Genomic DNA, 19,605 nt, shown 5'->3' with positions numbered 1-19,605 from the left:
CGCCCACCACCAGGAACACGGCGACGGCACCGCCACCGGCTCCGCCACCGACGACGCCGAGTACGACTACGACGTCATCGTCATCGGCTCGGGCTTCGGCGGTTCGGTGTCGGCCCTGCGGCTGACCGAGAAGGGATATCGCGTCGGTGTCCTGGAGGCGGGCCGCCGCTTCAGCCGGGAGGCCCTGCCCAAGAACTCCTGGGACCTCCGCAACTATCTGTGGGCCCCGGCCCTCGGCCTGTTCGGAATCCAGCGCATCCACGTCCTCGGCAAGGTGATGGTGCTCGCGGGCGCCGGGGTCGGCGGCGGTTCGCTCAACTACGCCAACACGCTGTACGTACCGCCCGCGCCGTTCTTCGAGGACCCGCAGTGGGGGCACATCACCGACTGGCAGGACGAACTGCGGCCCTACTACGACCAGGCGAAGCGGATGCTCGGGGTGCGGCTCAACCCGACGCTCACCCCCTCCGACGTCCATCTGAAGGTGGCCGCGCAGAAGATGGGCGTGGCCGACAGCTTCCATATGGCCCCGGTCGGGGTGTTCTTCGGGGACGGCCAGGACGCCGACGGCTCCGCCGCCGCCAAGGCCGCACCGGGCGATACGGTCGCCGATCCGTACTTCGGCGGCGCGGGCCCGGACCGCAAGGCGTGCACCGAATGCGGTGAGTGCATGACCGGCTGCCGCCACGGCGCCAAGAACACCCTCAACGAGAACTACCTCTACCTCGCCGAGAAGGCCGGTGCGGTCGTCCACCCCATGACGACCGTGGTGGCCGTGAGCGACGATCCGCACGGCGGCTACCACGTCACCACCGTGCCCACCGACAAGCGGCGCAAGGGCAAGCCCACCGCGCTGCGCGCCCGTTACGTGGTGCTCGCCGCGGGCACCTACGGCACCCAGACCCTGCTGCACACCATGCGGGACAAGGGGCTGCTGCCGCGGATGTCCGAGCGGCTCGGCTTCCTCACCCGCACCAACTCCGAGGCGCTGGTGGGCGCCCAGACCACCGACCGCCGGTTCCGCGCCAAGAACCCGGGGGAGAAGAAGGCCGAGTTCAGCCGGGGAGTGGCGATCACCTCGTCCATCCACCCCAACGAGACCACCCATATCGAGCCGGTCCGCTACGGCAGGGGCTCCAACGCGATGGGCCTGATGTCCATCCTCCAGATCCCCTACGGCGGCCGGGTGCCGCGCTGGCTCCAGTTCCTCGGCGCCAACCTCAAGCACCCGACGATGGCGGCGCGTTCGATGTCCAACCGGCGCTGGTCCGAGCGGACCATCATCGGCCTGGTCATGCAGACCCACGACAACTCGCTGACCACGTACCGCAAGTCCAAGGGGCTGGGGAAGGGACTGCTGACCGCCCGGCAGGGGCACGGCGAGCCCAACCCCGACTACATCGCCGAGGGCGCGGAGGCGGCCCGCCACCTCGCCGAGTCGATCAACGGCTTCGCGGGCAGCAATGTCGGGGAGCTGATGGGCACCCCGCTGACCGCACACTTCCTCGGCGGCTGCCCGATCGGCGCGGACTCCGGACATGGGGTGATCGACCCGTACCACCGGCTGTACGGACACCCCGGTATCCATGTCGTCGACGGCTCGGCGGTCTCGGCGAACCTCGGTGTCAACCCGTCCCTGACCATCACGGCGCAGGCCGAACGGGCCATGTCGCTGTGGCCGAACAAGGGTGAGGCCGATCCGCGCCCCGCCCAGGGCGAGCCGTACCAGCGGCTCTCGCCCGTGGAGCCCACCGCTCCGGCGGTTCCGGCGGACGCGTTCGGGGCGCTGAAGCTGCCCCTGCTTCCGGTGCCGGTGGTACCCCCGGCCCCGCCCGGGAGCTGACGTCCGCCACGGCGACGGGGCCGCCCCCTGACGGTGGGGGCGGCCCCTCGCTGCGGCTGCCTGATGCCTGCGCGTCGGCCCGGGGGCCGTTACGCGGCGGCGCCGCCGCTGCGACGACGACGGACCACGAGGACGGCGCCGCCGCCCGCGGCCATGGCCACTCCGCCGATCAGCGCGATGGTCGGCAGCGCCGAGGAGGAACCCGTCTCGGCGAGGCTGCCCTTGGGGTTGATCTCGGTGTTGCCCTTGGGCTTCTCGGGCAGCGGCTTCTTGCCGCCCTGCGGCTTGGGCTCGGCCGGGGGCACCTCACCGGGCTCCGAACCGGCCTTCAACACGTCGAACTCGTAGTACTCACCGGCCGAGTAGACGCAGTTGCCCTTGTCGTCCGCGTACACACCGATGCTGATCGCGTAACCGAAGCCCTCGGGCGCGCTCTTGGCCACGCTCAGCCGGAGGCCGACGGTGAGGGTCTCGTGCGGACGCACATCGGTGTAGCCGACATATCCCGCGCCCGGGTCGTTCTCGTCGGTGGAGATGTTCTTCCACACGCCGGAGTCCGGGTCCTTGTACTGGAGGGTGAGGTACTTACCGGTGCCCTCCAGGTCGTCGAGGTGCACGGTGCCCGCGACCACGCCGAAGTCCACCCGCTTGTAGGTGCGGTCGGAGTCGTTCCCCACCTTGAAGGTGAAGTTGTGGAACCCGCTGCCCGCCACGACCTTCGAGGGCAGGCCGACGAGGGTGGTGCTGAGGTCGGGGTCCTCGTTGTAGTCCCCGTCGTCCGCGCAGTCACCGGGCTCGGTCGGCTCATCGGTGGCCGTCGGCGTCTCCGAGGGGCTGGCGGTCTCCGTCGGCGTGGGCGAGGTGGTGTCCGTCGGACCGGTCGAGGGGGACGTGGTGTCCGTCGGCGTGGCGCTCGTGGGAGTGTCGCCCGGCGTCGGCGTGGTCGCCGACGGCTCCGGCGACTGCGGCGGCTGGGTCGTCTCCGTCACGGACGGCGTCGGCGTGGGAGTCTCCTCGGCGAAGGCAGCAGGCGCCGCGAGCAGGGCGGCGGGGGCGATGGCGGCCGTGGCCGCGGCGGTCGCCAGAACGCGGCGAATCTTCATGAAGACCTCTTCCGGGTCCGTACGCGCCGCTGGTGGGTGGCGCGCATGTGGAAGGCCGTCGCGGTGGGGCGCGGTCTGGCCGTGCTTTGCACGTACATGACCAGCCCGATGGCTGAAAGGTTGCCTTCACGCTTGCTCACAGAATGGTCACAGAATCCGGCCACTCGGTCAGAAGACAGTCAGAAAGGACCAAGGAGACGGCAGAAGGCGGTCAGGGGTGATCGCGAATGGCGCGGAGGCGGCGGAGGCGGCGCATGCGAAGGGCCCCGGGGCGCCCGAACGGGCGGGATCCCGGGGCCCTAGGCGGTCAGCACCGGCGTCAGGGCAGCGCCGGTGCTGAGAAGCGGCGCCGGGGGGTTGCGCCGCTGGCTTCGGGGCCGGAGTTCATGGGGGGTATGGGGCGGCGTACGCCCGCGTGGTCGTACCAATGGCGGGAGGTGACCCGGGGTTTTTCGCCTTCCTGCATCGTGGTGGATGCGGCGCACCGGGCGCAACCGTTTCGACCGGATACGGTCGGTCCCAGGCGTCCCCGGGACCGACCGTCCTTGAGGTGGTGACCGGGCTGCTGTCCCCTGCCGACCGGTCACCTCGCCGGAGCGAGGTCCCACGACGCGCACCGCCTGAATCACCGCAGGGGGCGCGTCTCATCGCTTCGGCTGATCTGAGCCACGTGGATTTTCCGGGCCGCTCCTGGCTGGCGCGGCACCGGGCTCAACGAGCCCGCTCGCGGGCCGGTCACGCGCCGTACGGGTGATGGCGCCGAACGTCAGATCCGGCCGCGGCACAGCTCCAGCAGGGTCATGGCGAGGGCGGTGCCGGGCCGGCCGAGCCCCTCCCGGTAGCGGTCGAGGATCTCCATCTCGCGGGAGAGGTGCACCCGCCGTCCGCCCGAGGCGATCCGGGCCCGCTGGACGGAGGCCGAGACCTCCATCCGCTCCCGGACGAGGTCGAGGATCCGGCCGTCGAGACCGTCGATCCGCTCCCGCGCGGTGCGGATCACCTCGGCGGCGGCGGCGTCGGTGGTGGCGTCGGCGGCCTCGGCCGTACTGCTCGCGGTGGTGCTCATATCCGTTTCTCCTGATCCTCGGGGCGTACGCGGGGCGCATCCCGGGACGCGGCCCGGAGTCCGGCGGGAGGGCCCGGAGGAGGAAAAACCAGCGCCCCGGGCCTTTGCCGGCCCGGGGCGCCTGGGAAGTCGCTTGTCAGTGGTTCAAGCAGCACGACCATGGCAGCCGGACGGGCCGGTGCCATAGGTAAAGACGAAGGTCATGCGCGTGGACATGACGCCGATTATGAGCCCGTTAGAATCGAAAGTCCAACGCGTCGCAACAGTCCCTGTGCGGACCGGTGCGCCCGAGTACCGCCCCGATCACCACCGCCGGAAGGCCGCCGAAGTGCCATCAGCGTCCCCTGCTGCCGCCCCCGACACCGTCCTGGTCGTCGACTTCGGCGCGCAGTACGCCCAGCTCATCGCCCGCCGGGTCCGCGAAGCCCGCGTCTACAGCGAGATCGTGCCGTCCACCATGCCGGTGGCGGAGATGCTCGCCAGGAACCCGAAGGCGATCATCCTGTCCGGCGGGCCGTCGTCGGTCTACGCCGAGGGCGCGCCCAGCGTCGACAGCTCGCTCTTCGAGGCCGGGATCCCGGTCTTCGGTATGTGCTACGGCTTCCAGCTGATGGCCATCGCGCTCGGCGGCACCGTCGACAACACCGGCGCCCGGGAGTACGGCCGTACCCCGCTGACCGTCAGCAAGCCCGGCTCCACGCTCTTCGCGGGCACCCCCGAGGAGCAGTCCGTGTGGATGTCGCACGGTGACGCCTGCTCGGCCGCCCCGGCGGGCTTCGCGGTCACCGCGTCCACCGATGTGGTGCCGGTCGCCGCCTTCGAATGCGACGAGCGGAAGCTCTACGGCGTACAGCACCACCCCGAGGTGATGCACTCCACCCACGGCCAGCAGGTGCTGGAGCACTTCCTCTACCGGGGCGCCGGCCTGGAGCCCACCTGGACCACCACCAATGTGGTCGAGGAGTCCGTCGCGGCCATCCGCGAGCAGGTCGGCACCAAGCGCGCGATCTGCGGGCTGTCCGGCGGGGTGGACTCCGCCGTCGCCGCCGCCCTCGTCCAGAAGGCCATCGGCGACCAGCTGACCTGCGTGTACGTGGACCACGGCCTGATGCGCAAGGGTGAGTCCGAGCAGGTCGAGAAGGACTTCGTGGCGGCCACCGGTGTGCAGCTGAAGGTCGTCGACGCCGAGGAGCGGTTCCTGGCCGCGCTCGCCGGGGTCGCCGACCCCGAGGAGAAGCGGAAGATCATCGGCCGGGAGTTCATCCGGGTCTTCGAGCAGGCCCAGGCCGAGCTGGTGGCCGAGGCGGGAGCCGCGGGCGAGGCCGTGGAGTTCCTGGTGCAGGGCACCCTCTACCCCGATGTGGTGGAGTCCGGCGGCGGCACCGGCACGGCCAACATCAAGTCCCACCACAATGTCGGCGGCCTCCCCGAGGACCTGGAGTTCAAGCTCGTCGAGCCGCTGCGCCGGCTGTTCAAGGACGAGGTGCGCAACGTCGGCCAGGAGCTGGGCCTGCCGGACGAGATCGTCCACCGCCAGCCCTTCCCGGGCCCCGGCCTCGGCATCCGCATCGTCGGCGATGTCACCAAGGAGCGGCTGGACCTGCTCCGCGAGGCCGACGCCATCGCCCGCGAGGAGCTGACCGCGGCCGGACTGGACCGCGATATCTGGCAGTGCCCGGTCGTGCTGCTCGCCGATGTCCGTTCGGTCGGCGTCCAGGGCGACGGCCGCACCTACGGCCACCCCATCGTGCTCCGTCCGGTCTCCTCCGAGGACGCCATGACGGCCGACTGGTCGCGGCTGCCGTACGACGTGCTGTCGCGGATCTCCACCCGGATCACCAACGAGGTGGACGAGGTGAACCGGGTCGTCCTGGACATCACCAGCAAGCCGCCCGGCACCATCGAGTGGGAGTGACCCGCTCCCCCTCCCGATCGTCATGCCGACGCCGTCGCCCGACCTTCCGGGCGGCGGCGTCGCCGTTTCCGCCCACCGCGCACACAACCTGTCGGTCACGGCTCTGGCCTCCCGCTCTACCCGGAGGTAGCTTCCGCTGCGAGCCCCCAGGAGCGCGAGGAGTGAGCGAGCCGCCGATGAACAGCCCCCTGCCGATGCCCCGGCCGACGCCCGAGCCGATACCCACCGACCAGCTGCACATCACCATGCCGCCGCAGCACACCTCCCTCGCCGATGAGCGGCGCCATCGCAAGGAGCGGCTCGCCGCCGCGCTGCGGCTCTTCGGGCGCTACGGATACGAGGAGGGGGTGTCGGGCCATATCACCGTCCGCGACCCGGAGTTGACCGAATGCTTCTGGGTGAACCCCTTCGGAATGCCGTTCGGCCATATCACCGCGAGCGATCTGATCCTGGTCAATCAGGCGGGCCAGGTGGTCGAGGGCCGCTATCACGTCAACCAGGCGGCGTTCGTCGTTCACTCCCACGTGCACCGGGCTCGGCCGGACGCCGTCGCCGTCGCGCACAGCCGCTCGGTGCACAGCCGGGCACTGGCCTCGCTCGGTGAGCCGCTGGAGCCGATCAACCAGGAGGTGTGCGCGTTCTTCGGCGACCACGCGCTCTACGACGCCCCCACCGGGGTGGTCGTGGACGACGACGAGGGGCGCGGGATCGCCGCCGCGCTCGGCGGCCACAAGGCCCTCATCCTGCGCAATCGCGGTCTGCTGACCGTCGGCGACTCGGTCGACGCGGCGGCGTGGTGGTTCATCACCATGGAGCGCGCGTGCCAGGCGCAGCTCGCCGCGAAGGCCGCGGGCAAACCGGTGCCCATCGGTGACGAGGACGCGACGCGGCTCCATGAGCAGCTTGGGAACGATCTTGTGGCGTGGATCAACTATCAGCCGCTGTATCTCCAGATCACCCGTGCCGAGCCGGACCTGTTGTCCTGACGCCCGCCTCGGGTGCGGCACAATTCCCTCTCACCACATGACAGTTGGCGCCGTCCGGCCCGGTCCGGAATCCGAACGGCGGTGCCGAAACAGTACGAGCGAACGACGGAGCGACCCGCGTGGCGGTGGAGACGGCGGAGAACGCCACGACGGTGGAGGGGCCCTCGCACGGGACCGGCCACACCGGCTGTGAATGCCCCCAGGGCGCCCGTGAGGGCCATCGCAGGGCGGTGGCCGCCTTCGTGGCCATGCGGGAGCGCTACGCGGCCGGAGAGGGCCTTCCGGCGGCGCTCGCGCACTCCGCCGGGGCCTCCCGGCAGTGGGTCTCGGACGAACTCGCCCAGGCCGCCCGCACGGTCGTCGACAGCGGCCGCGCCGAGTGCACCGCGTGGCGCGACGCGGTGTGGCGGCGGACCCTGCTGGTGGTGTGGGGAGGGGTGGCGGCGCTGCTGATCGGGCAGTTGGCCACCGCGCTCGGCACCGGCTGGTCGGTGGCCAGGACCGCCGGGATCGCGGCCGCCGGTGTCACCGCCGTCCTGCTGACCCTCGCCGCCCGGCTGCACCGCGCCTCCGGCGGACCGCTCGCCCCGCTGGTCGGCGAGGACAACCGGCTCTCCACCTCCCGTACGGTCGCCGCCGGCTGGCTGGCGTTCGCCGTGTTCGCGGTGCTCGTCCTCGGCGGTGAACTCGCCCTGGACCCGGGCGACCGGCCCCGGCTGACCGACGGGCTCGCGCTCGGCGGTGTCGCCGGACTGCTCACCGTCACCGCGGTCACCTGTCTGGCCGCGGTGATGGCCCGGCTGGTGGTGGCCGCCCGGGTACGGGCGCAGCGGCTCCAGAAGGTGCGCGCGGTCCGGCCGCGCGCCGCCGATCTGCTCACCGACGACGCGGGGCGCGGCAGCTTCGCGGACGCGCAGTACGTCGTGGTCCACACCGCCGCGCTGGCCTTCACCGCCGTCCGGCTGGCGCGCGAACCGTGGCGGCTGCCCGATCTGCCGTGGGGGCTGGCCCTGCTGGCGATCGTCTCCGCCCTGATGTACCTGGCCGGGAAGTACGCGGAGGGCGGACGGCCCACCGTGCTGTCGGTGGTGCGGGTCCGCCCCGAGGAGGGCGGCTTCGACCGCGACGCCCCGATCCGCACCGGCGACGACATCGAGATCCGCGGCAACGGCTTTGTGCCGCCGGGCGCCCAGGACCCGGACCGGCTGGCCCGGATGGTGGTCCGGATCGGCGCGGTCCACGTCCATGTGCCGTTGGTGCCGGTGGCGGGTGGCTTCGGCAATCCGACGGACACCGCGCTGACCGTGCCGGTGCCGGTGGACGTGGAGCCGGGCCGGGTGGAGGTGCAGGTGGTCACGGCGGCGGGCGCCGAGACCAACCGCTATCTGATCGACGTACTCGACTGACCGACCGGGTTCCGCCGGGCTCCGGGTGACCGTCCGGATTCCGGCCGGGCTCCGGGTGACCGTCCGGGAATCCGCATGACCGTCCGCATGACCGTCCGCGGTCCCGATCCTGTCTGAGTCATATCGTCCTTCCTCTCCGTATGGAATCGTTGAGTCGTCAACGGGAGAGGCAGTCGTCATGAGGCATGCGGATCGTGCGGTCGGAAGCGGCACCGCGGGCAGCGCGGGCAGTGTGAACGGCGTCGGCGACATGGGCGGGCTGGGCGGGCGGCCGGTGGGGGTGCGCGCCACGGCAGCCCACTACGCGCTGCTGCCCCTGCGGCTCTTCCTCGGCGTCACCTTCGTCTACGCCGGGATCGACAAGCTCACCGATCCGACCTTCCTGGCCGACAGCGGGAACGGCTCGATCGGTGCGCTGATGAGCCAGGTCCGCGACACTTCGGCGCTGCCCTGGCTGATCGACCAGAGTCTCAAGGACCCCTCCGCCTTCGGCTATGCCATCGCCTATGGCGAACTGGCCGTCGGCCTCGGCGTCCTGGTCGGGCTGCTGTCCCGGCTGGCCGCGTTCGGCGGGGCCATGATCTCGCTCAGCCTGTGGCTGACGGTCAGCTGGCAGACCGAGCCGTACTACTACGGCAACGACCTGGCGTATCTGATGGCCTGGCTGCCGCTGGTGCTGGCCGGTGCGCCCTATCTGTCACTGGATGTGGCGATCGCCAAACGCCGCCGCAGGCAGGGCTCGCAGATCTTCATGTAGCGGCGCCCGCCGGGACCACCGGCCCGCGTCCGGGGCCAGGTCCGCGTCCGTCCCGGGTGCGGTCAGGGCGTCTCGCCCTCGGCCGTTCGCCGTCCCCGCCTGCGCACCCCGTACGTCAGGGCCGACACCACCCCGGCCAGACAGAGCCCGAACCCGGCCAGCGGCAGCAGCACCAGCGGCCGTACGTCCCATTTCCCGGCCGCGTCCATCGCGTAGGCGAGCGTCACTCCGAGCATCACCAGCCCGGCGACCAGCTTGCCCGGTTCGAACGGATGCTTCCTCATGACCGCGTCACCTCCACATTCCCCAGGCCGATTTCCAGCGTCAGCCTCAGCGTGCCGTGCGGCTTCCCGCCTCCGGCCGGGGTCAGCGTCACCCGACGGTCCCGGTTCGGCTCGATGTCCACGTCCTTCTTGCCCTCGCCCGGCAGCCGGATGTCCCCGAGGCCGACATGGATGCTGAGCTCCACGCGGGCGTCCCGCGGCACCGTGACCGCCAGCTTGCCCGCGCCGACTTCGGCCCTGGTGGTCACCGTGGTGCCTTCCCTCAGCGACAGCCGGTGCAGCTTCAGCTCACCGACTCCGCCGCCCACCTCATAGCCGTCCCGCACGGCGGCGGCCGAGGCGGGCGCCCAGGTCCGGCGCGACCAGTCCGCGGTCACCGACTTGGGGAGCACCGCCGCCCCGGCCAGCAGCCCGCAGGTGATCACCGCGAGCAGCACCGTGCCGGAACCGGTCCTGCCATACCGCGAGCCGATCACCATCGCGAGCCCGAAGACCCCCAGCGCGGCGGCGAATCCGACCTCCAGGCTGGTGCCGAGCGGATGGCCGGACCACATCAGCCGCGCGCCCAGCACCCCGGCGGCGACCGCGACCACGAAGGTCCGGCCGCCGATCGAGCCCCGCTCGCGCATTCTGCGGGCGCGGTCGGCCATCGCGTCCTTGACCCGGTCGTACGCACTGGCCTCGTCCGGACCGTCCGCCGGGCCCCACAGATAGCCCGAGGTGGCGCCCACCGGTCCGGTGGTGCCGTCCTTGACGATCGGATCCCGCCACCAAGAGGGCCCCGGGCCGCCCCGGGTGGGCGGGGCCAGGGTCTCGGGCGGCGCGTCCGCGACCGCCTGCGCCGTGGCCGGGTCGACCGCGCCCACGCTCTCCGCCTGACGCCGGTGGTGCGACCAGTACGCCCCGCCCGACGCCGCGAGGCTCAGCATGATCGCGAAATACATCACGCTGCCCTCGTTGAGCATGGACAGGAACAGCCCACAGCCGACCAGCGCGACCAGCACCGCCGTGAGCCCCGGCCCCTCCACCCGGCCGGAGAGCAGCTTGCGCCCCTCGTTCTCCTCCTCGCCGTGGAGCGGGACCAGCAGCCAGCAGAAGCCGTACACGATCAGACCGAGACCGCCCGCGACGGCGAGCACCGACAGCACCACACGGAAGATCACCGGGTCCAGATCGCAGAACCGGCCGAGCCCGCCGCATACCCCGGAGATCACTTTGTGGTCACGACTGCGCCTCAGGGGTGGCTGCGTGCGCGTGTCGCGGGGGCCGGGCATGCCATCCCCCGCCACGGTGGGTGTATCGGTCATATGGCCATGGTGACAAGACGGCCCGCGCGACGGTATCCGGCACAACCCTGGGGCTTCCCTGAGATCGACCCGGAGGCCGCTGCGGCTATCGTGGCCCATCGAACATATGCGGGAAACGCGGTAGCGGCTGCCGGGCCGGGTAAGCGGGAGGGGAACGCGTGTCGGAGGAAGGGCGGCTGATAGCCGGTCGCTACCGGCTGGTCGAGAAGGTCGGCCGTGGCGGCATGGGCACGGTGTGGCGCGCCGAGGACGAACTGCTGGGCCGGCAGGTCGCGGTCAAGCAGCTGCATGTCTCGATGCACCTGAGCGACGACGAACTGACGACGCTGCACGAGCGCACCCGCCGCGAGGCACGCAGCGCGGCCCGTATCACCCACCCCAATGTGGTGGTGGTCCATGACGTCGTGGACCACGAGGGGTTGCCGTGCATCGTGATGGAGTACGTGCCCTCCACCACCCTCGCCGATGTGCTCAAGGACGGCGGAAGTGTCTCCCCTGCCGATGCCGCCCGCATCGGCCGCGGCATGATCGCCGCGCTGCGCGCCGCGCACGCGGCGGGCGTCCTGCACCGCGACGTCAAACCCGGCAATGTGCTGCTCGGCCCCGAAGGCCGGGTCGTGCTCACCGACTTCGGCATAGCGATGGCCACCGGCACCTCCACCCTCACCAAGACCGGTGAGGTCGTGGGCTCCATCGACTACATCGCCCCCGAGCGGGTGCGCGGCCGCACCCCCGGTCCCGCCTCCGACCTGTGGGCGCTGGGCGCGACGCTCTATCAGGCGGTCGAGGGGCGAACTCCGTTCCGCAAGGCCACCGCCATCGAGACCGGTTACGCCATCGCCGTCGACCCGCTGGACCCGCCGACCCAGGCCGGGCCGCTGACCGCGCTCATCGAGGCGCTGCTCGCGAAGGAGCCCGGGGAGCGGCCGACTGCCGAGGACACCGAGCGGGCGCTGCGGATCCCGGCCTCGGAGGCCGAGACGAGCGCGCTGTCGCTGCCGGGATTCGGCCTGGGGCCGGGTGAGACGCCGTCAGGGTCCACCACCCATGTGACGGCGACGCCCGGTACGCCCGGTACGCCGTCGGTACCTCATACGCCGCCCGCGTCCTACACGCCGCATACGCCGCCCACGCCGCACGCGTCCCACACGCCGCCCAACTCCGCCCTCGCGCCCGCCCCGGGAGCGCCGTTCGCGCCCCCCGGTCCCGGACATCCGGACTCCGGCCCGGCACACGGCGATTCCGGGTCCACGCCCCTGCCGAAGAAGAGCCGCAGGTCGCGGTGGATCGCGGTGGGTTCCGCGCTGTCCGTCGTGGCGGTCGCGGCCGGTGTCTACGTCTTCGGACTGGACAAGGAGTTGCCCGGCGGTTCGGGGGACGACACCACCGTCTCCTCGGCGCCCCACAACACCCCGCAGCCCGCCTACACCCCGCCGCCGACCCCCGAGGGCTACCACGTGGTGAAGGAGGACCAGCTCGGCGTCTCCTTCCCGGTGCCCGACGGCTGGAACCGGAGGAGCGAGACCGACCCCGACGGCCCGGTCGACGGCACCCAGGAGGTCATCTACCTGGACTCCCAGAAGCGGGCCCGGTTGCAGATCGACGTCCTGGACCTCGCGCCCAAGGACCAGGTCTCACACTTCGAGGAGCTCGAAGGCAAGTTCCAGGAGACATTCGCGCAATACTCCCGCCTGCGCCTCCAGTCGACGAAGTTCCGGGGCGAGCGGGCCGCCGTATGGGAGATGAGGTTCCTGGGCCAGACCTCCCCCCAGCTCTACCGCGCGATCGACCTCGGCTTCGGCAAGGAGGGCGACAAGCAGTACGCGATCTATCTGAGCGCACCGGACGCTGAGTGGGCGAAGTACCGCCCGATTTTCGACGTGGTCCGCGAGGGCTTCGTCCACAAGTGACCCTCCGGTCATTGGGGGAATGATCAGGGGCGACCCTGATACCGCCGCCGCCCCGGCCGTGTGACGATCGGGGCATGACCGCCGCGCCCCCGACCACTCCGGCCGAGCCGCCCCCGCGCAAGCTGTACCGCAGCGCCGAGGGCCGTCTGCTCGGCGGTGTGGCGCGCGGGCTCGCCGGGCACATGGGGCTGCCGGTCGCCTGGGTGCGGATCGTCTTCGTGGCGCTGTTCATGGCCGAGGGCTTCGGCGCCCTGGTTTACGCCCTCTTCTGGTTCGTCGTCCCGCTCGGCGTCGGCGGGGTGGAGACCACCACCCGCCCGCTGATCACCCAGGGCCCGGACGGCCGCCGCCGGATCACGGCACGCAGACCCGACAAGGGCCAGATCCTCGCGCTGCTCGCCCTCCTCGTCGGGATGGCGATCTTCGTCCAGGGGTTCCATCTGGGCCGTGCCAACACCTACATCTGGCCGCTGCTGCTGATCGGCGCCGGTGTCGCCCTCTTCTGGCGGCAGGCGGACAACGCCCGGCGGGCCCAGTGGGTCGAGCTCAGCCGCAGCAAGCGGGTCCTGCCGCTGGCCCGGGGCGCGGCCGGGGTGCTGCTGGTCGGGGCCGGGGTGACCGGCATCGTGGTGCTCCAGGGATCGGCGAAACACCTGGGGGCGGTGCTCCAGGCCGCCCTGGCCGTGCTCGTCGGCATCGCGCTGCTGGTCGGCCCGTATGTGATCCGGATGACCCAGGACCTCTCCGAGGAGCGGCTGATGCGCATCCGCGCCCAGGAGCGGGCCGAGGTGGCCGCCCATGTGCACGACTCGGTGCTGCACACCCTCACCCTGATCCAGCGGAACGCGGAGGACTCCCGCGAGGTGGCCAGGCTGGCCCGCGCCCAGGAGCGCGAGCTGCGCGCCTGGCTCTACAAACCCGAGGGCACCGGCAAGGACGAGGACGAGGAGCCGGACACCCTGGCCGAGGCGGTGAAGAAGACGGCGGCCGAGGTCGAGGACTACCACGGCGTTCCGATCGAGGTCGTGGTCGTCGGCGACTGCCCGCTGGACGAGCGGCTGGGCGCGCAGATCCAGGCCGCCCGCGAGGCGATGGTCAACGCCGCCAAGTACGGTGGCGAGGGCGGGGCCGTCCAGGTCTACGCCGAGGTCGAGGAGACCAAGGTCTTCATTTCCGTGCGCGACCGTGGCCCCGGCTTCGATCCGGACGCGGTGCCGGAGGACCGGATGGGCGTCCGTGAGTCGATCATCGGCCGGATGCAGCGGCACGGCGGCACGGCCAGGCTGAGGTCCGCGCCCGACGGGGGCACGGAAGTGGAGCTGGAGATGGAGAGGGCGACGACATGACCGAGGCGACGGGCGGCACCCACGACAGCGGCGCGACGGGCGCGACCGGCGCCACGGGCGCCTCGGGTGCCGACGGGAGCGCACCGGCCCGCCGCGTCCGTGTGGTGCTCGTCGACGACCACCGGATGTTCCGCACCGGCGTCCAGGCCGAGATCGGTGAGACCGAGCGCACCGGCGTCGAGGTGGTCGGCGAGGCCGCCGATGTCGACCAGGCCGTCACCGTGATCGGTGCGACCCGCCCCGAGGTGGTCCTGCTCGATGTCCATCTCCCCGGCGGCGGAGGCGTGGAGGTGCTGCGCCGCAGCGCCGCCCTGATGAGCGACCCGGAGCGCCCGGTACGCTTCCTCGCCCTGTCCGTCTCGGACGCCGCCGAGGACGTCATCGGTGTCATCCGAGGCGGCGCCCGCGGCTATGTCACCAAGACGATCACCGGCACCGACCTGGTCGACGCGATCTTCCGGGTCTCCGACGGTGACGCGGTCTTCTCGCCCCGTCTCGCGGGCTTCGTCCTCGACGCCTTCGCCTCCACCGATGCCCCGCCCGTGGACGAGGACCTGGACCGCCTCACCCAGCGCGAGCGCGAGGTGCTGCGCCTGATCGCCCGTGGCTACGCCTACAAGGAGATCGCCAAGCAGCTGTTCATCTCGGTGAAGACGGTCGAGAGCCATGTCTCCGCGGTCCTCCGCAAGCTCCAGCTCTCCAACCGCCACGAGCTGACCCGCTGGGCGACGGCCCGCCGTCTGGTCTGAGCGCCCGCCGTCCGGTCCGAGGGGCCGCCATCCGGTCCGAGGGGCCGGGCGGGCGGGCCGTCGCGGGCCCGTCAGCCCGTCTTCTCCAGGGTCTTCTTCGCCAACCGGAAGGCGGGCAGCATCGCCTTGTGCTCCTCGGCGTCGATGCCGCCGAGCTCGATGACCACACCGCCGCGCTCGGTCATCACCGCGAGGGCGCGTTGGGGCAGGACCGCTCCGGCGGACAGGTCGGTGACGGAGTAGCTGGCCTCGGTGGCGGGCAGATCACCGGCCTTGACCTCGCGGAGCCTGACCTTGCTCTCGAAGTTCTCGTCGGCCACGAACTCCTTCATCAGGGCCCGCGAGGTGCCGCCGGGGGCGGCGGTGCCCTTGGTGCCGGTCATGATGCGCATAAAGCCGATGTGCCCTGCGGGCTTTGCGTCGATCTCGCAGACGAGGGTCACCGAGCCCTGCTTGGCGAGCGGGCCGATCTGCTTCTGGACCGCCTCGTCCACCGCCTTGGCCTTCCAGGACTTCTCCAGGCTGAACCGCACCGGCAGTTCACATGCGGTGCCCTTGTCGCCCAGCTTCGGGCCCTTTGGGGCCTTGGCCTCGCCGTCCTTGTCCGTCTCGAAGAGACAGCCGGTCAGCGCCCCCGCCAGGACCATGGCGCCGACCGCCCCCGCCACCAACCGCCACGCATGCCGCATTTCGGTATATCCCCACCTGAGTGCACGATCGTTCGAAAATTCGCCGCAGCGTATCCGATGTCGTGCGCCATGTGCTCGCCCTTATGCGCCGAGCGCTCCGCCCAGGAGCGAGGCGAGGGCGGTGGGCAGTTCCGCACGGCAGGTCTCGGCGTCGCCGGCGGCCCAACAGACATAGCCGTCCGGGCGGATGAGCAGGGCGGCCGCCGCCGGTGCAGTAGCGAGAGTCCGCGCCCGGACCAGGTCCACCCGCTCCGGGAGCCGCGTCTCCGCCGGGACCACCCCGGCCAGGTCCAGCAGCACCGCGTGCCCCGCCCCGAACAGCTCCGACAGCCGTATCTCCTCGCCCGAGACCGACAGTTCGGCGTCCGGCAGCCGTGCGCCGGTGAGCGGATGTGTGCCCGGCAGCTCATAGCGCAGGGACAGCCCCGACATCAGCCCCGCCATCTGGCGGTTGGCGTCCGGCAGCCGCAGCAGCTCGGTCAGGATCTCGCGCAGCGCCGTCACATCCGGGCTCGGGGACGGGTTGGACAGGGCCCGCTGGGCCGAGGTGTGGTGCAGTACCCGGGCCGCCACCGGATGCCGCTCGGCGTGGTACGTGTCCAGCAGCCCGTCCGGCGCCTCGCCCCGCACCGCCGCCGCCAGCTTCCAGCCCAGGTTGAACGCGTCCTGCACGCCGAGATTCAGCCCCTGTCCGCCCAGCGGCGGATGGATATGCGCCGCGTCCCCGGCGAACAGCACCCGGCCCGCGCGGTAGCTCTCGACCTGCCGGGTGGCGTCCGTGAACCGTGAGGAGTTGTCCACCCCGGCGAGCACCGTCTCCTCGCCGAAGACCGCCCGCAGCGCCTCGGCGACCTCCTGCTCGGTGACCGGCGTGTCCCGGTCGGTCTCCGGCGCCGTCAGGTGCCCGAAGGTGAACCGGTACTTGCCCTCGCCCAGCGGGACCATCATCGTCCAGTACTCGTCCGTCTGCCGGGTCAGCGTGCTGATGTGCCCCAGCGTGGCGGGCACCAACGCGGAGACCGACGACAGCCGGATGTCGGTCAGAACGGCCGTATACGTCCCCGGGCGGCCCGGGAACGCCGCGCCCAGCAGCTTGCGCACGGTGCTGCGGCCGCCGTCGCACGCCACCGCGTACCGCGCCCGGACGCTCCGGCCGTCCGCCGACGTCACCGTCACCCCGGTGTCGTCCCGCTCCACCGCCGTGACCTCCACACCGCGCCGCACCTGTGCGCCCAGCGCGGTGGCCCGCTCCTCCAGCACCTCTTCGATCTCCCACTGCGGGAGCCCGATCGGGCGCGGGTGGGCGGTGTCCCAGGGGGTGCAGTCCAGCTCCACCGGCAGCATCGCGAAGTGCCCGGTCGCCGAATCATCCCGGGGGGAGGCCCGCTTCAGCATCGGCTCCAACAGCCCCCGCAGCTCCAGCATCTCCGCCGTACGCGGCTGGATCGTCCCGCCCTTCACCTGCTTCAACCGCTCCGCCAGCCGCTCCAGCACCACGGCCCGGACCCCGCCCAGCGCCAGCTCATGCGCCAGCGCCAGCCCGGTCGGGCCCGCGCCCACGATCACGACATCCGTCTCGATCTTCGCCATCACGCTCTCCTTCGCTCTTCACTCGGTAGAAAAATATACCAGGTGCAGAAATCTACCAAGTGCAGTGTGCCTGATACTGTGGATAACGTGAATGACCAGCTCGGACTCCGTGAGCGCAAGAAGCAGCGGACCCGTACGACGATCTCCGAAGCCGCGATCGCCCTCTTCCTCGAGCACGGCTTCGGCCAGGTCTCGGTGGCCCAGGTCGCCGAGGCCGCCGAGGTCTCCAAGCGCACGCTCTTCGCCTACTTCCCGGCCAAGGAAGACCTTGTGGTGCACCGGCTGGCCGACCACGAGACCGAGCCCGCGCGGGTGGTCCGCGCCCGCCCGCCGCACACCACCCCGCCGGCCGCCCTCCGCGCGCACTTCCTCGACGGACTGCGCCGCCAAGACCCCATCACCGGCCTCAGCGACCACCCCGACATCCGCGCGCTCACCGGGCTGATCTTCGAGACCCCGGCCCTGGTCGACCGCATGCAGCGCTTCAGGACGACCAGTGAACGAACCCTCGCGGAGGCTCTGCGTGACACCACGGAAGCGCCGGACCTCGTCGCCCGCGTGGCCGCCGTCCAGCTCGTCGCCGTCCAATGGACGCTGTCCATGGACAACTTCGAGCGCGTGACCTCCGGCACGACCGCCGACGCGCGTTACCCGGACGCCGTCCGCGACGCCGAGCGCGCCTTCGCACTCCTGGAGAACGGCCTCGCGACCGCGTTCACGCCCCCACCGGCGCGTCCCGCCGGGCGGTGACCAGCGTCGGCGGGGCGAACTCCGACCTCGGCGGCAGCCCGTTGGTGCCCGGCGTCGTCGTTCGCCCCAACTCGTCGATCTCCCAGCACCTCGCCTACGTTGTGCGGCCGTTGGCCATCGCCCGGGCTCTTCCGCTGCGGCGCAGTGGAGGCGGGCGCCGCCGCCGGTGAGCCACCGCTGCACTGGCACACCGACCATCTGCGCCATCTGCCGCCGCTGGACGTGGCGGAGGCGGGGCCGGAGGGCGCGTCCGCCACGCGCCATCCGGGGCAGTACGAGGAGAGCGCGGCGCGCGGCGAGGCGCTGTCCCGTCTGCGGCAGCCGTCCGCCGAGCCGACGACGGGGTGGTTCCTGGACGCGCTGACGGCCGCGCCGCTGCCGGACGGTGTCCACCGGACGGCGCGTGGCGCCGACCCGCTGATGACGCTGTGTACGGCGGTGGCCGATCTGACCGGTGACCGGGTCACCCTCCGGTCGGCCGGAGGTGCCGAACAGAGCACCCGGCTGTCGTCGTTCGCCCGTGGCGAGGCACCCCCGGGCCTGCCGTCCGGCCCGCCCCACAGCGCCACGGGCACCAGCGCCATGGGCGACACGGTCCGCCGCTGACCCGCCGCGCGGGCCCTGGCCGGCGGCGCCGGGTGGCCACGGCGGGCCCCGCTGCCGTTGGCTTCGCCCCCGCGGGGGTGGGGCCGGTCGCGCGGGCGGGCGGCCCGCGTGCCCGCGTGCCCGCGTGCCCGCGAGGCGACGTACCCCCGGGGCCGGGCCCGGCGCGCAGCTGCGCGGGCGACCGGGCGGAGCCCGGGGCGGTGGGGCTTGGTGGGGAGGGAGCCCGAGGGGGAGCCGGGAGCCCGCACGGGGGGAGTGGATCAGCCGAGGCCGAGGCCGAGACCGAAGCCGAAACCCTTCGGTACGGCGACGTCGAGGGTGTCCTTGACCATGGCGAGGGCCGCCCCCAGCGGGCTCGAGGCGCCGCCGCTGACCGTGATGTCGCCCGCCTCGCAGCCGTAGACCACGGCCTTCTCCGGACCGTTCAGCGCGTACAGGGGGTCGCCGGGGGCGGTCTCCTCCAGCCCGACCCGGACCAGGAGCGGTTCATCGGCCGAGGCGGTCGCGACCGCCCGCAGCCGGTGGCCCCGCGCGGCGGCCGCGCGGGCCGCCTCCGCCGTGCTCTCGCCGATCCCCGCGCCGCCGGTGTAGGTCCGCACGGCCGCCGCGTCCCAGCCCCACAGCAGGGCCGCCAGCAGCCGCGCCTTGGTGGCGGCGTCCGCGCCGGAGAGGTCGGCCGACAGATCGGCCTCGGCGATCCCGCGCCGCCGGGCCTCGGCCACGGCGGCGGGGAACGGATCACCGCTGGTCAGCCGGTCCAGGACGAAGGTGGCGGTGCCGGTGGGGCAGGCGCGGAGGGTGTGGCAGCCGAGGCCGCGTACCCCGGTCCTGGCCATGTCCGCTGCGGGCAGCGCGGCCCCGGTGGCCCCCGAGATCCGGATCAGCGCCCCGCCCTCGGCCGCCGCCCGGCCCAACTCGGCCCAGTGGCTGAGCAGATGGCTCTTGGTGGCGGAGACGACATGGACCCCACGGTGCAGTGCGAGCAGCGCGTCGGCGGCGGCCTGTTCGCGTACCGCCGGGGAGGACGGCACCGCCTGCGCCAGCACCACCGCCCCCGTACGCTCCAGGGTTTCGGCGAGCGGCGGCAGCGGGCCCGGGGGCAGCTCCGGCGCGGTGCGCTCGGCCGCGCTGGTGCGGATGGCGGCGAGCCGGGGCGAGGTGTCGCCGGACGCGGTCAGGAGGCGGTCGGCGTAGGCCCGGCCCACCGGGCCGTAGCCCGAGAGCACCACCGTGGCTTGGTTGGACATGGCCCCAGTCTCCACCGGGCGGATCCGGTCCACCTGGCGGCTCCGGGCCGC

General features: G+C 72.2%; 17 protein-coding genes. 10 read left to right on the top strand and 7 right to left on the bottom strand.

Going from position 1 to position 19,605, the window contains the following annotated elements:
* The first annotated feature begins 76 nt into the window (after positions 1-76).
* Positions 77-1,843, top strand: a complete 1,767-nt coding sequence (locus tag AB0C66_RS11335) for a GMC family oxidoreductase (RefSeq protein WP_362436642.1) — start codon at positions 77-79, stop codon at positions 1,841-1,843.
* 89 nt (positions 1,844-1,932) lie between these two features.
* Here AB0C66_RS11335 and AB0C66_RS11330 read toward each other — a convergent pair whose 3' ends face one another.
* Both AB0C66_RS11330 and AB0C66_RS11325 read right to left on the bottom strand, forming a co-directional pair.
* The gene (locus AB0C66_RS11330; protein WP_362435930.1) at positions 1,933-2,946 is read right to left on the bottom strand and encodes an LAETG motif-containing sortase-dependent surface protein; all 1,014 of its coding nucleotides are present in this window, start codon (positions 2,944-2,946) and stop codon (positions 1,933-1,935) included.
* Positions 2,947-3,712: 766 nt separating this feature from the next.
* Entirely contained in the window at positions 3,713-4,012 is a 300-nt protein-coding gene (locus AB0C66_RS11325) for a chorismate mutase (RefSeq protein ID WP_362435928.1), read from the bottom strand.
* A 328-nt stretch (positions 4,013-4,340) separates the two neighbouring features.
* Between AB0C66_RS11325 and guaA the strand changes: the two genes are divergently transcribed.
* From guaA to AB0C66_RS11305, 4 genes are all read left to right on the top strand, one after another.
* The gene (gene guaA / locus AB0C66_RS11320) at positions 4,341-5,927 is read left to right on the top strand and encodes a glutamine-hydrolyzing GMP synthase (RefSeq protein WP_362435926.1); all 1,587 of its coding nucleotides are present in this window, start codon (positions 4,341-4,343) and stop codon (positions 5,925-5,927) included.
* Positions 5,928-6,121: 194 nt separating this feature from the next.
* Positions 6,122-6,913 carry a class II aldolase/adducin family protein gene (locus AB0C66_RS11315; protein WP_362436640.1) on the top strand — a complete coding sequence of 264 codons (792 nt, stop codon included), beginning with the start codon at positions 6,122-6,124 and terminating at the stop codon, positions 6,911-6,913.
* A 119-nt stretch (positions 6,914-7,032) separates the two neighbouring features.
* Positions 7,033-8,319 carry a hypothetical protein gene (locus AB0C66_RS11310; RefSeq protein WP_362435924.1) on the top strand — a complete coding sequence of 429 codons (1,287 nt, stop codon included), beginning with the start codon at positions 7,033-7,035 and terminating at the stop codon, positions 8,317-8,319.
* 178 nt (positions 8,320-8,497) lie between these two features.
* Positions 8,498-9,076 carry a DoxX family protein gene (locus tag AB0C66_RS11305; RefSeq protein ID WP_362435922.1) on the top strand — a complete coding sequence of 193 codons (579 nt, stop codon included), beginning with the start codon at positions 8,498-8,500 and terminating at the stop codon, positions 9,074-9,076.
* Between the two features lie 62 nt (positions 9,077-9,138).
* Here the strand turns inward: AB0C66_RS11305 and AB0C66_RS11300 are convergent, their stop codons facing one another.
* Entirely contained in the window at positions 9,139-9,360 is a 222-nt protein-coding gene (locus AB0C66_RS11300; RefSeq protein WP_362435920.1) for a hypothetical protein, read from the bottom strand.
* Complete coding sequence (locus AB0C66_RS11295; RefSeq protein ID WP_362435918.1) at positions 9,357-10,667, bottom strand: PspC domain-containing protein; 1,311 nt, start codon at positions 10,665-10,667, stop codon at positions 9,357-9,359. The genes AB0C66_RS11300 and AB0C66_RS11295 overlap by 4 nt, the downstream gene beginning before the upstream one ends.
* A gap of 158 nt (positions 10,668-10,825) precedes the next feature.
* On the opposite strand from AB0C66_RS11295, the gene AB0C66_RS11290 reads away from it, so the two are divergent.
* The 3 genes from AB0C66_RS11290 to AB0C66_RS11280 all read left to right on the top strand — a co-directional run bounded on the left by AB0C66_RS11290 (position 10,826) and on the right by AB0C66_RS11280 (position 14,672).
* A complete protein-coding gene (locus AB0C66_RS11290) occupies positions 10,826-12,577 on the top strand; it encodes a protein kinase (RefSeq protein ID WP_362435916.1) in 1,752 nt (583 codons plus the stop codon).
* Positions 12,578-12,651: 74 nt separating this feature from the next.
* On the top strand, positions 12,652-13,923 hold the full coding sequence (locus tag AB0C66_RS11285; protein ID WP_362435914.1) for a PspC domain-containing protein: 1,272 nt from the start codon (positions 12,652-12,654) through the stop codon (positions 13,921-13,923).
* Positions 13,920-14,672 (top strand): response regulator transcription factor, encoded by a 753-nt coding sequence (locus AB0C66_RS11280; RefSeq protein ID WP_362435912.1) that lies wholly within the window; start codon positions 13,920-13,922, stop codon positions 14,670-14,672. The genes AB0C66_RS11285 and AB0C66_RS11280 overlap by 4 nt, the downstream gene beginning before the upstream one ends.
* 71 nt (positions 14,673-14,743) lie before the next feature.
* On the opposite strand, the gene AB0C66_RS11275 is transcribed toward AB0C66_RS11280, so the two are convergent.
* Together AB0C66_RS11275 and AB0C66_RS11270 are read right to left on the bottom strand one after the other, a co-directional pair.
* Positions 14,744-15,361, bottom strand: a complete 618-nt coding sequence (locus AB0C66_RS11275) for a lipoprotein (RefSeq protein WP_362435910.1) — start codon at positions 15,359-15,361, stop codon at positions 14,744-14,746.
* Positions 15,362-15,442: 81 nt separating this feature from the next.
* Positions 15,443-16,951 (bottom strand): FAD-dependent monooxygenase, encoded by a 1,509-nt coding sequence (locus tag AB0C66_RS11270; RefSeq protein ID WP_362435908.1) that lies wholly within the window; start codon positions 16,949-16,951, stop codon positions 15,443-15,445.
* 87 nt (positions 16,952-17,038) lie between these two features.
* Between AB0C66_RS11270 and AB0C66_RS11265 the strand changes: the two genes are divergently transcribed.
* Together AB0C66_RS11265 and AB0C66_RS11260 are read left to right on the top strand one after the other, a co-directional pair.
* Positions 17,039-17,701: a TetR/AcrR family transcriptional regulator gene (locus tag AB0C66_RS11265; protein WP_362435906.1), complete on the top strand. Its 663-nt coding sequence runs from the start codon at positions 17,039-17,041 to the stop codon at positions 17,699-17,701.
* Between the two features lie 144 nt (positions 17,702-17,845).
* Positions 17,846-18,307: a hypothetical protein gene (locus AB0C66_RS11260; RefSeq protein WP_362435904.1), complete on the top strand. Its 462-nt coding sequence runs from the start codon at positions 17,846-17,848 to the stop codon at positions 18,305-18,307.
* Positions 18,308-18,567: 260 nt separating this feature from the next.
* Here AB0C66_RS11260 and AB0C66_RS11255 read toward each other — a convergent pair whose 3' ends face one another.
* Positions 18,568-19,554, bottom strand: coding sequence for a homoserine dehydrogenase (locus AB0C66_RS11255; protein WP_362435902.1), 987 nt, complete (start codon positions 19,552-19,554; stop codon positions 18,568-18,570).
* Positions 19,555-19,605: the final 51 nt, after the last annotated feature.

This window comes from Streptomyces sp. NPDC048636 (genome assembly GCF_040650655.1).
In the GTDB taxonomy this organism is placed as follows: Bacteria; Actinomycetota; Actinomycetes; order Streptomycetales; family Streptomycetaceae; genus Streptomyces.
The sequence above is the reverse complement of the archived record's forward strand: the minus strand, read 5'-3'. Positions and strand labels throughout refer to the sequence as shown.

Coding starts and splice junctions, on each gene's coding strand:
- AB0C66_RS11315 (WP_362436640.1), top strand. CDS start 6,122: ATGCCCCGGCCGACGCCCGAGCCGATACCCACCGACCAGCTGCACATC.
- AB0C66_RS11285 (WP_362435914.1), top strand. CDS start 12,652: ATGACCGCCGCGCCCCCGACCACTCCGGCCGAGCCGCCCCCGCGCAAG.
- AB0C66_RS11275 (WP_362435910.1), bottom strand. CDS start 15,361: ATGCGGCATGCGTGGCGGTTGGTGGCGGGGGCGGTCGGCGCCATGGTC.
- AB0C66_RS11330 (WP_362435930.1), bottom strand. CDS start 2,946: ATGAAGATTCGCCGCGTTCTGGCGACCGCCGCGGCCACGGCCGCCATC.
- AB0C66_RS11295 (WP_362435918.1), bottom strand. CDS start 10,667: ATGACCGATACACCCACCGTGGCGGGGGATGGCATGCCCGGCCCCCGC.
- AB0C66_RS11300 (WP_362435920.1), bottom strand. CDS start 9,360: ATGAGGAAGCATCCGTTCGAACCGGGCAAGCTGGTCGCCGGGCTGGTG.
- AB0C66_RS11325 (WP_362435928.1), bottom strand. CDS start 4,012: ATGAGCACCACCGCGAGCAGTACGGCCGAGGCCGCCGACGCCACCACC.
- AB0C66_RS11255 (WP_362435902.1), bottom strand. CDS start 19,554: ATGTCCAACCAAGCCACGGTGGTGCTCTCGGGCTACGGCCCGGTGGGC.
- AB0C66_RS11280 (WP_362435912.1), top strand. CDS start 13,920: ATGACCGAGGCGACGGGCGGCACCCACGACAGCGGCGCGACGGGCGCG.
- AB0C66_RS11270 (WP_362435908.1), bottom strand. CDS start 16,951: ATGGCGAAGATCGAGACGGATGTCGTGATCGTGGGCGCGGGCCCGACC.
- AB0C66_RS11305 (WP_362435922.1), top strand. CDS start 8,498: ATGAGGCATGCGGATCGTGCGGTCGGAAGCGGCACCGCGGGCAGCGCG.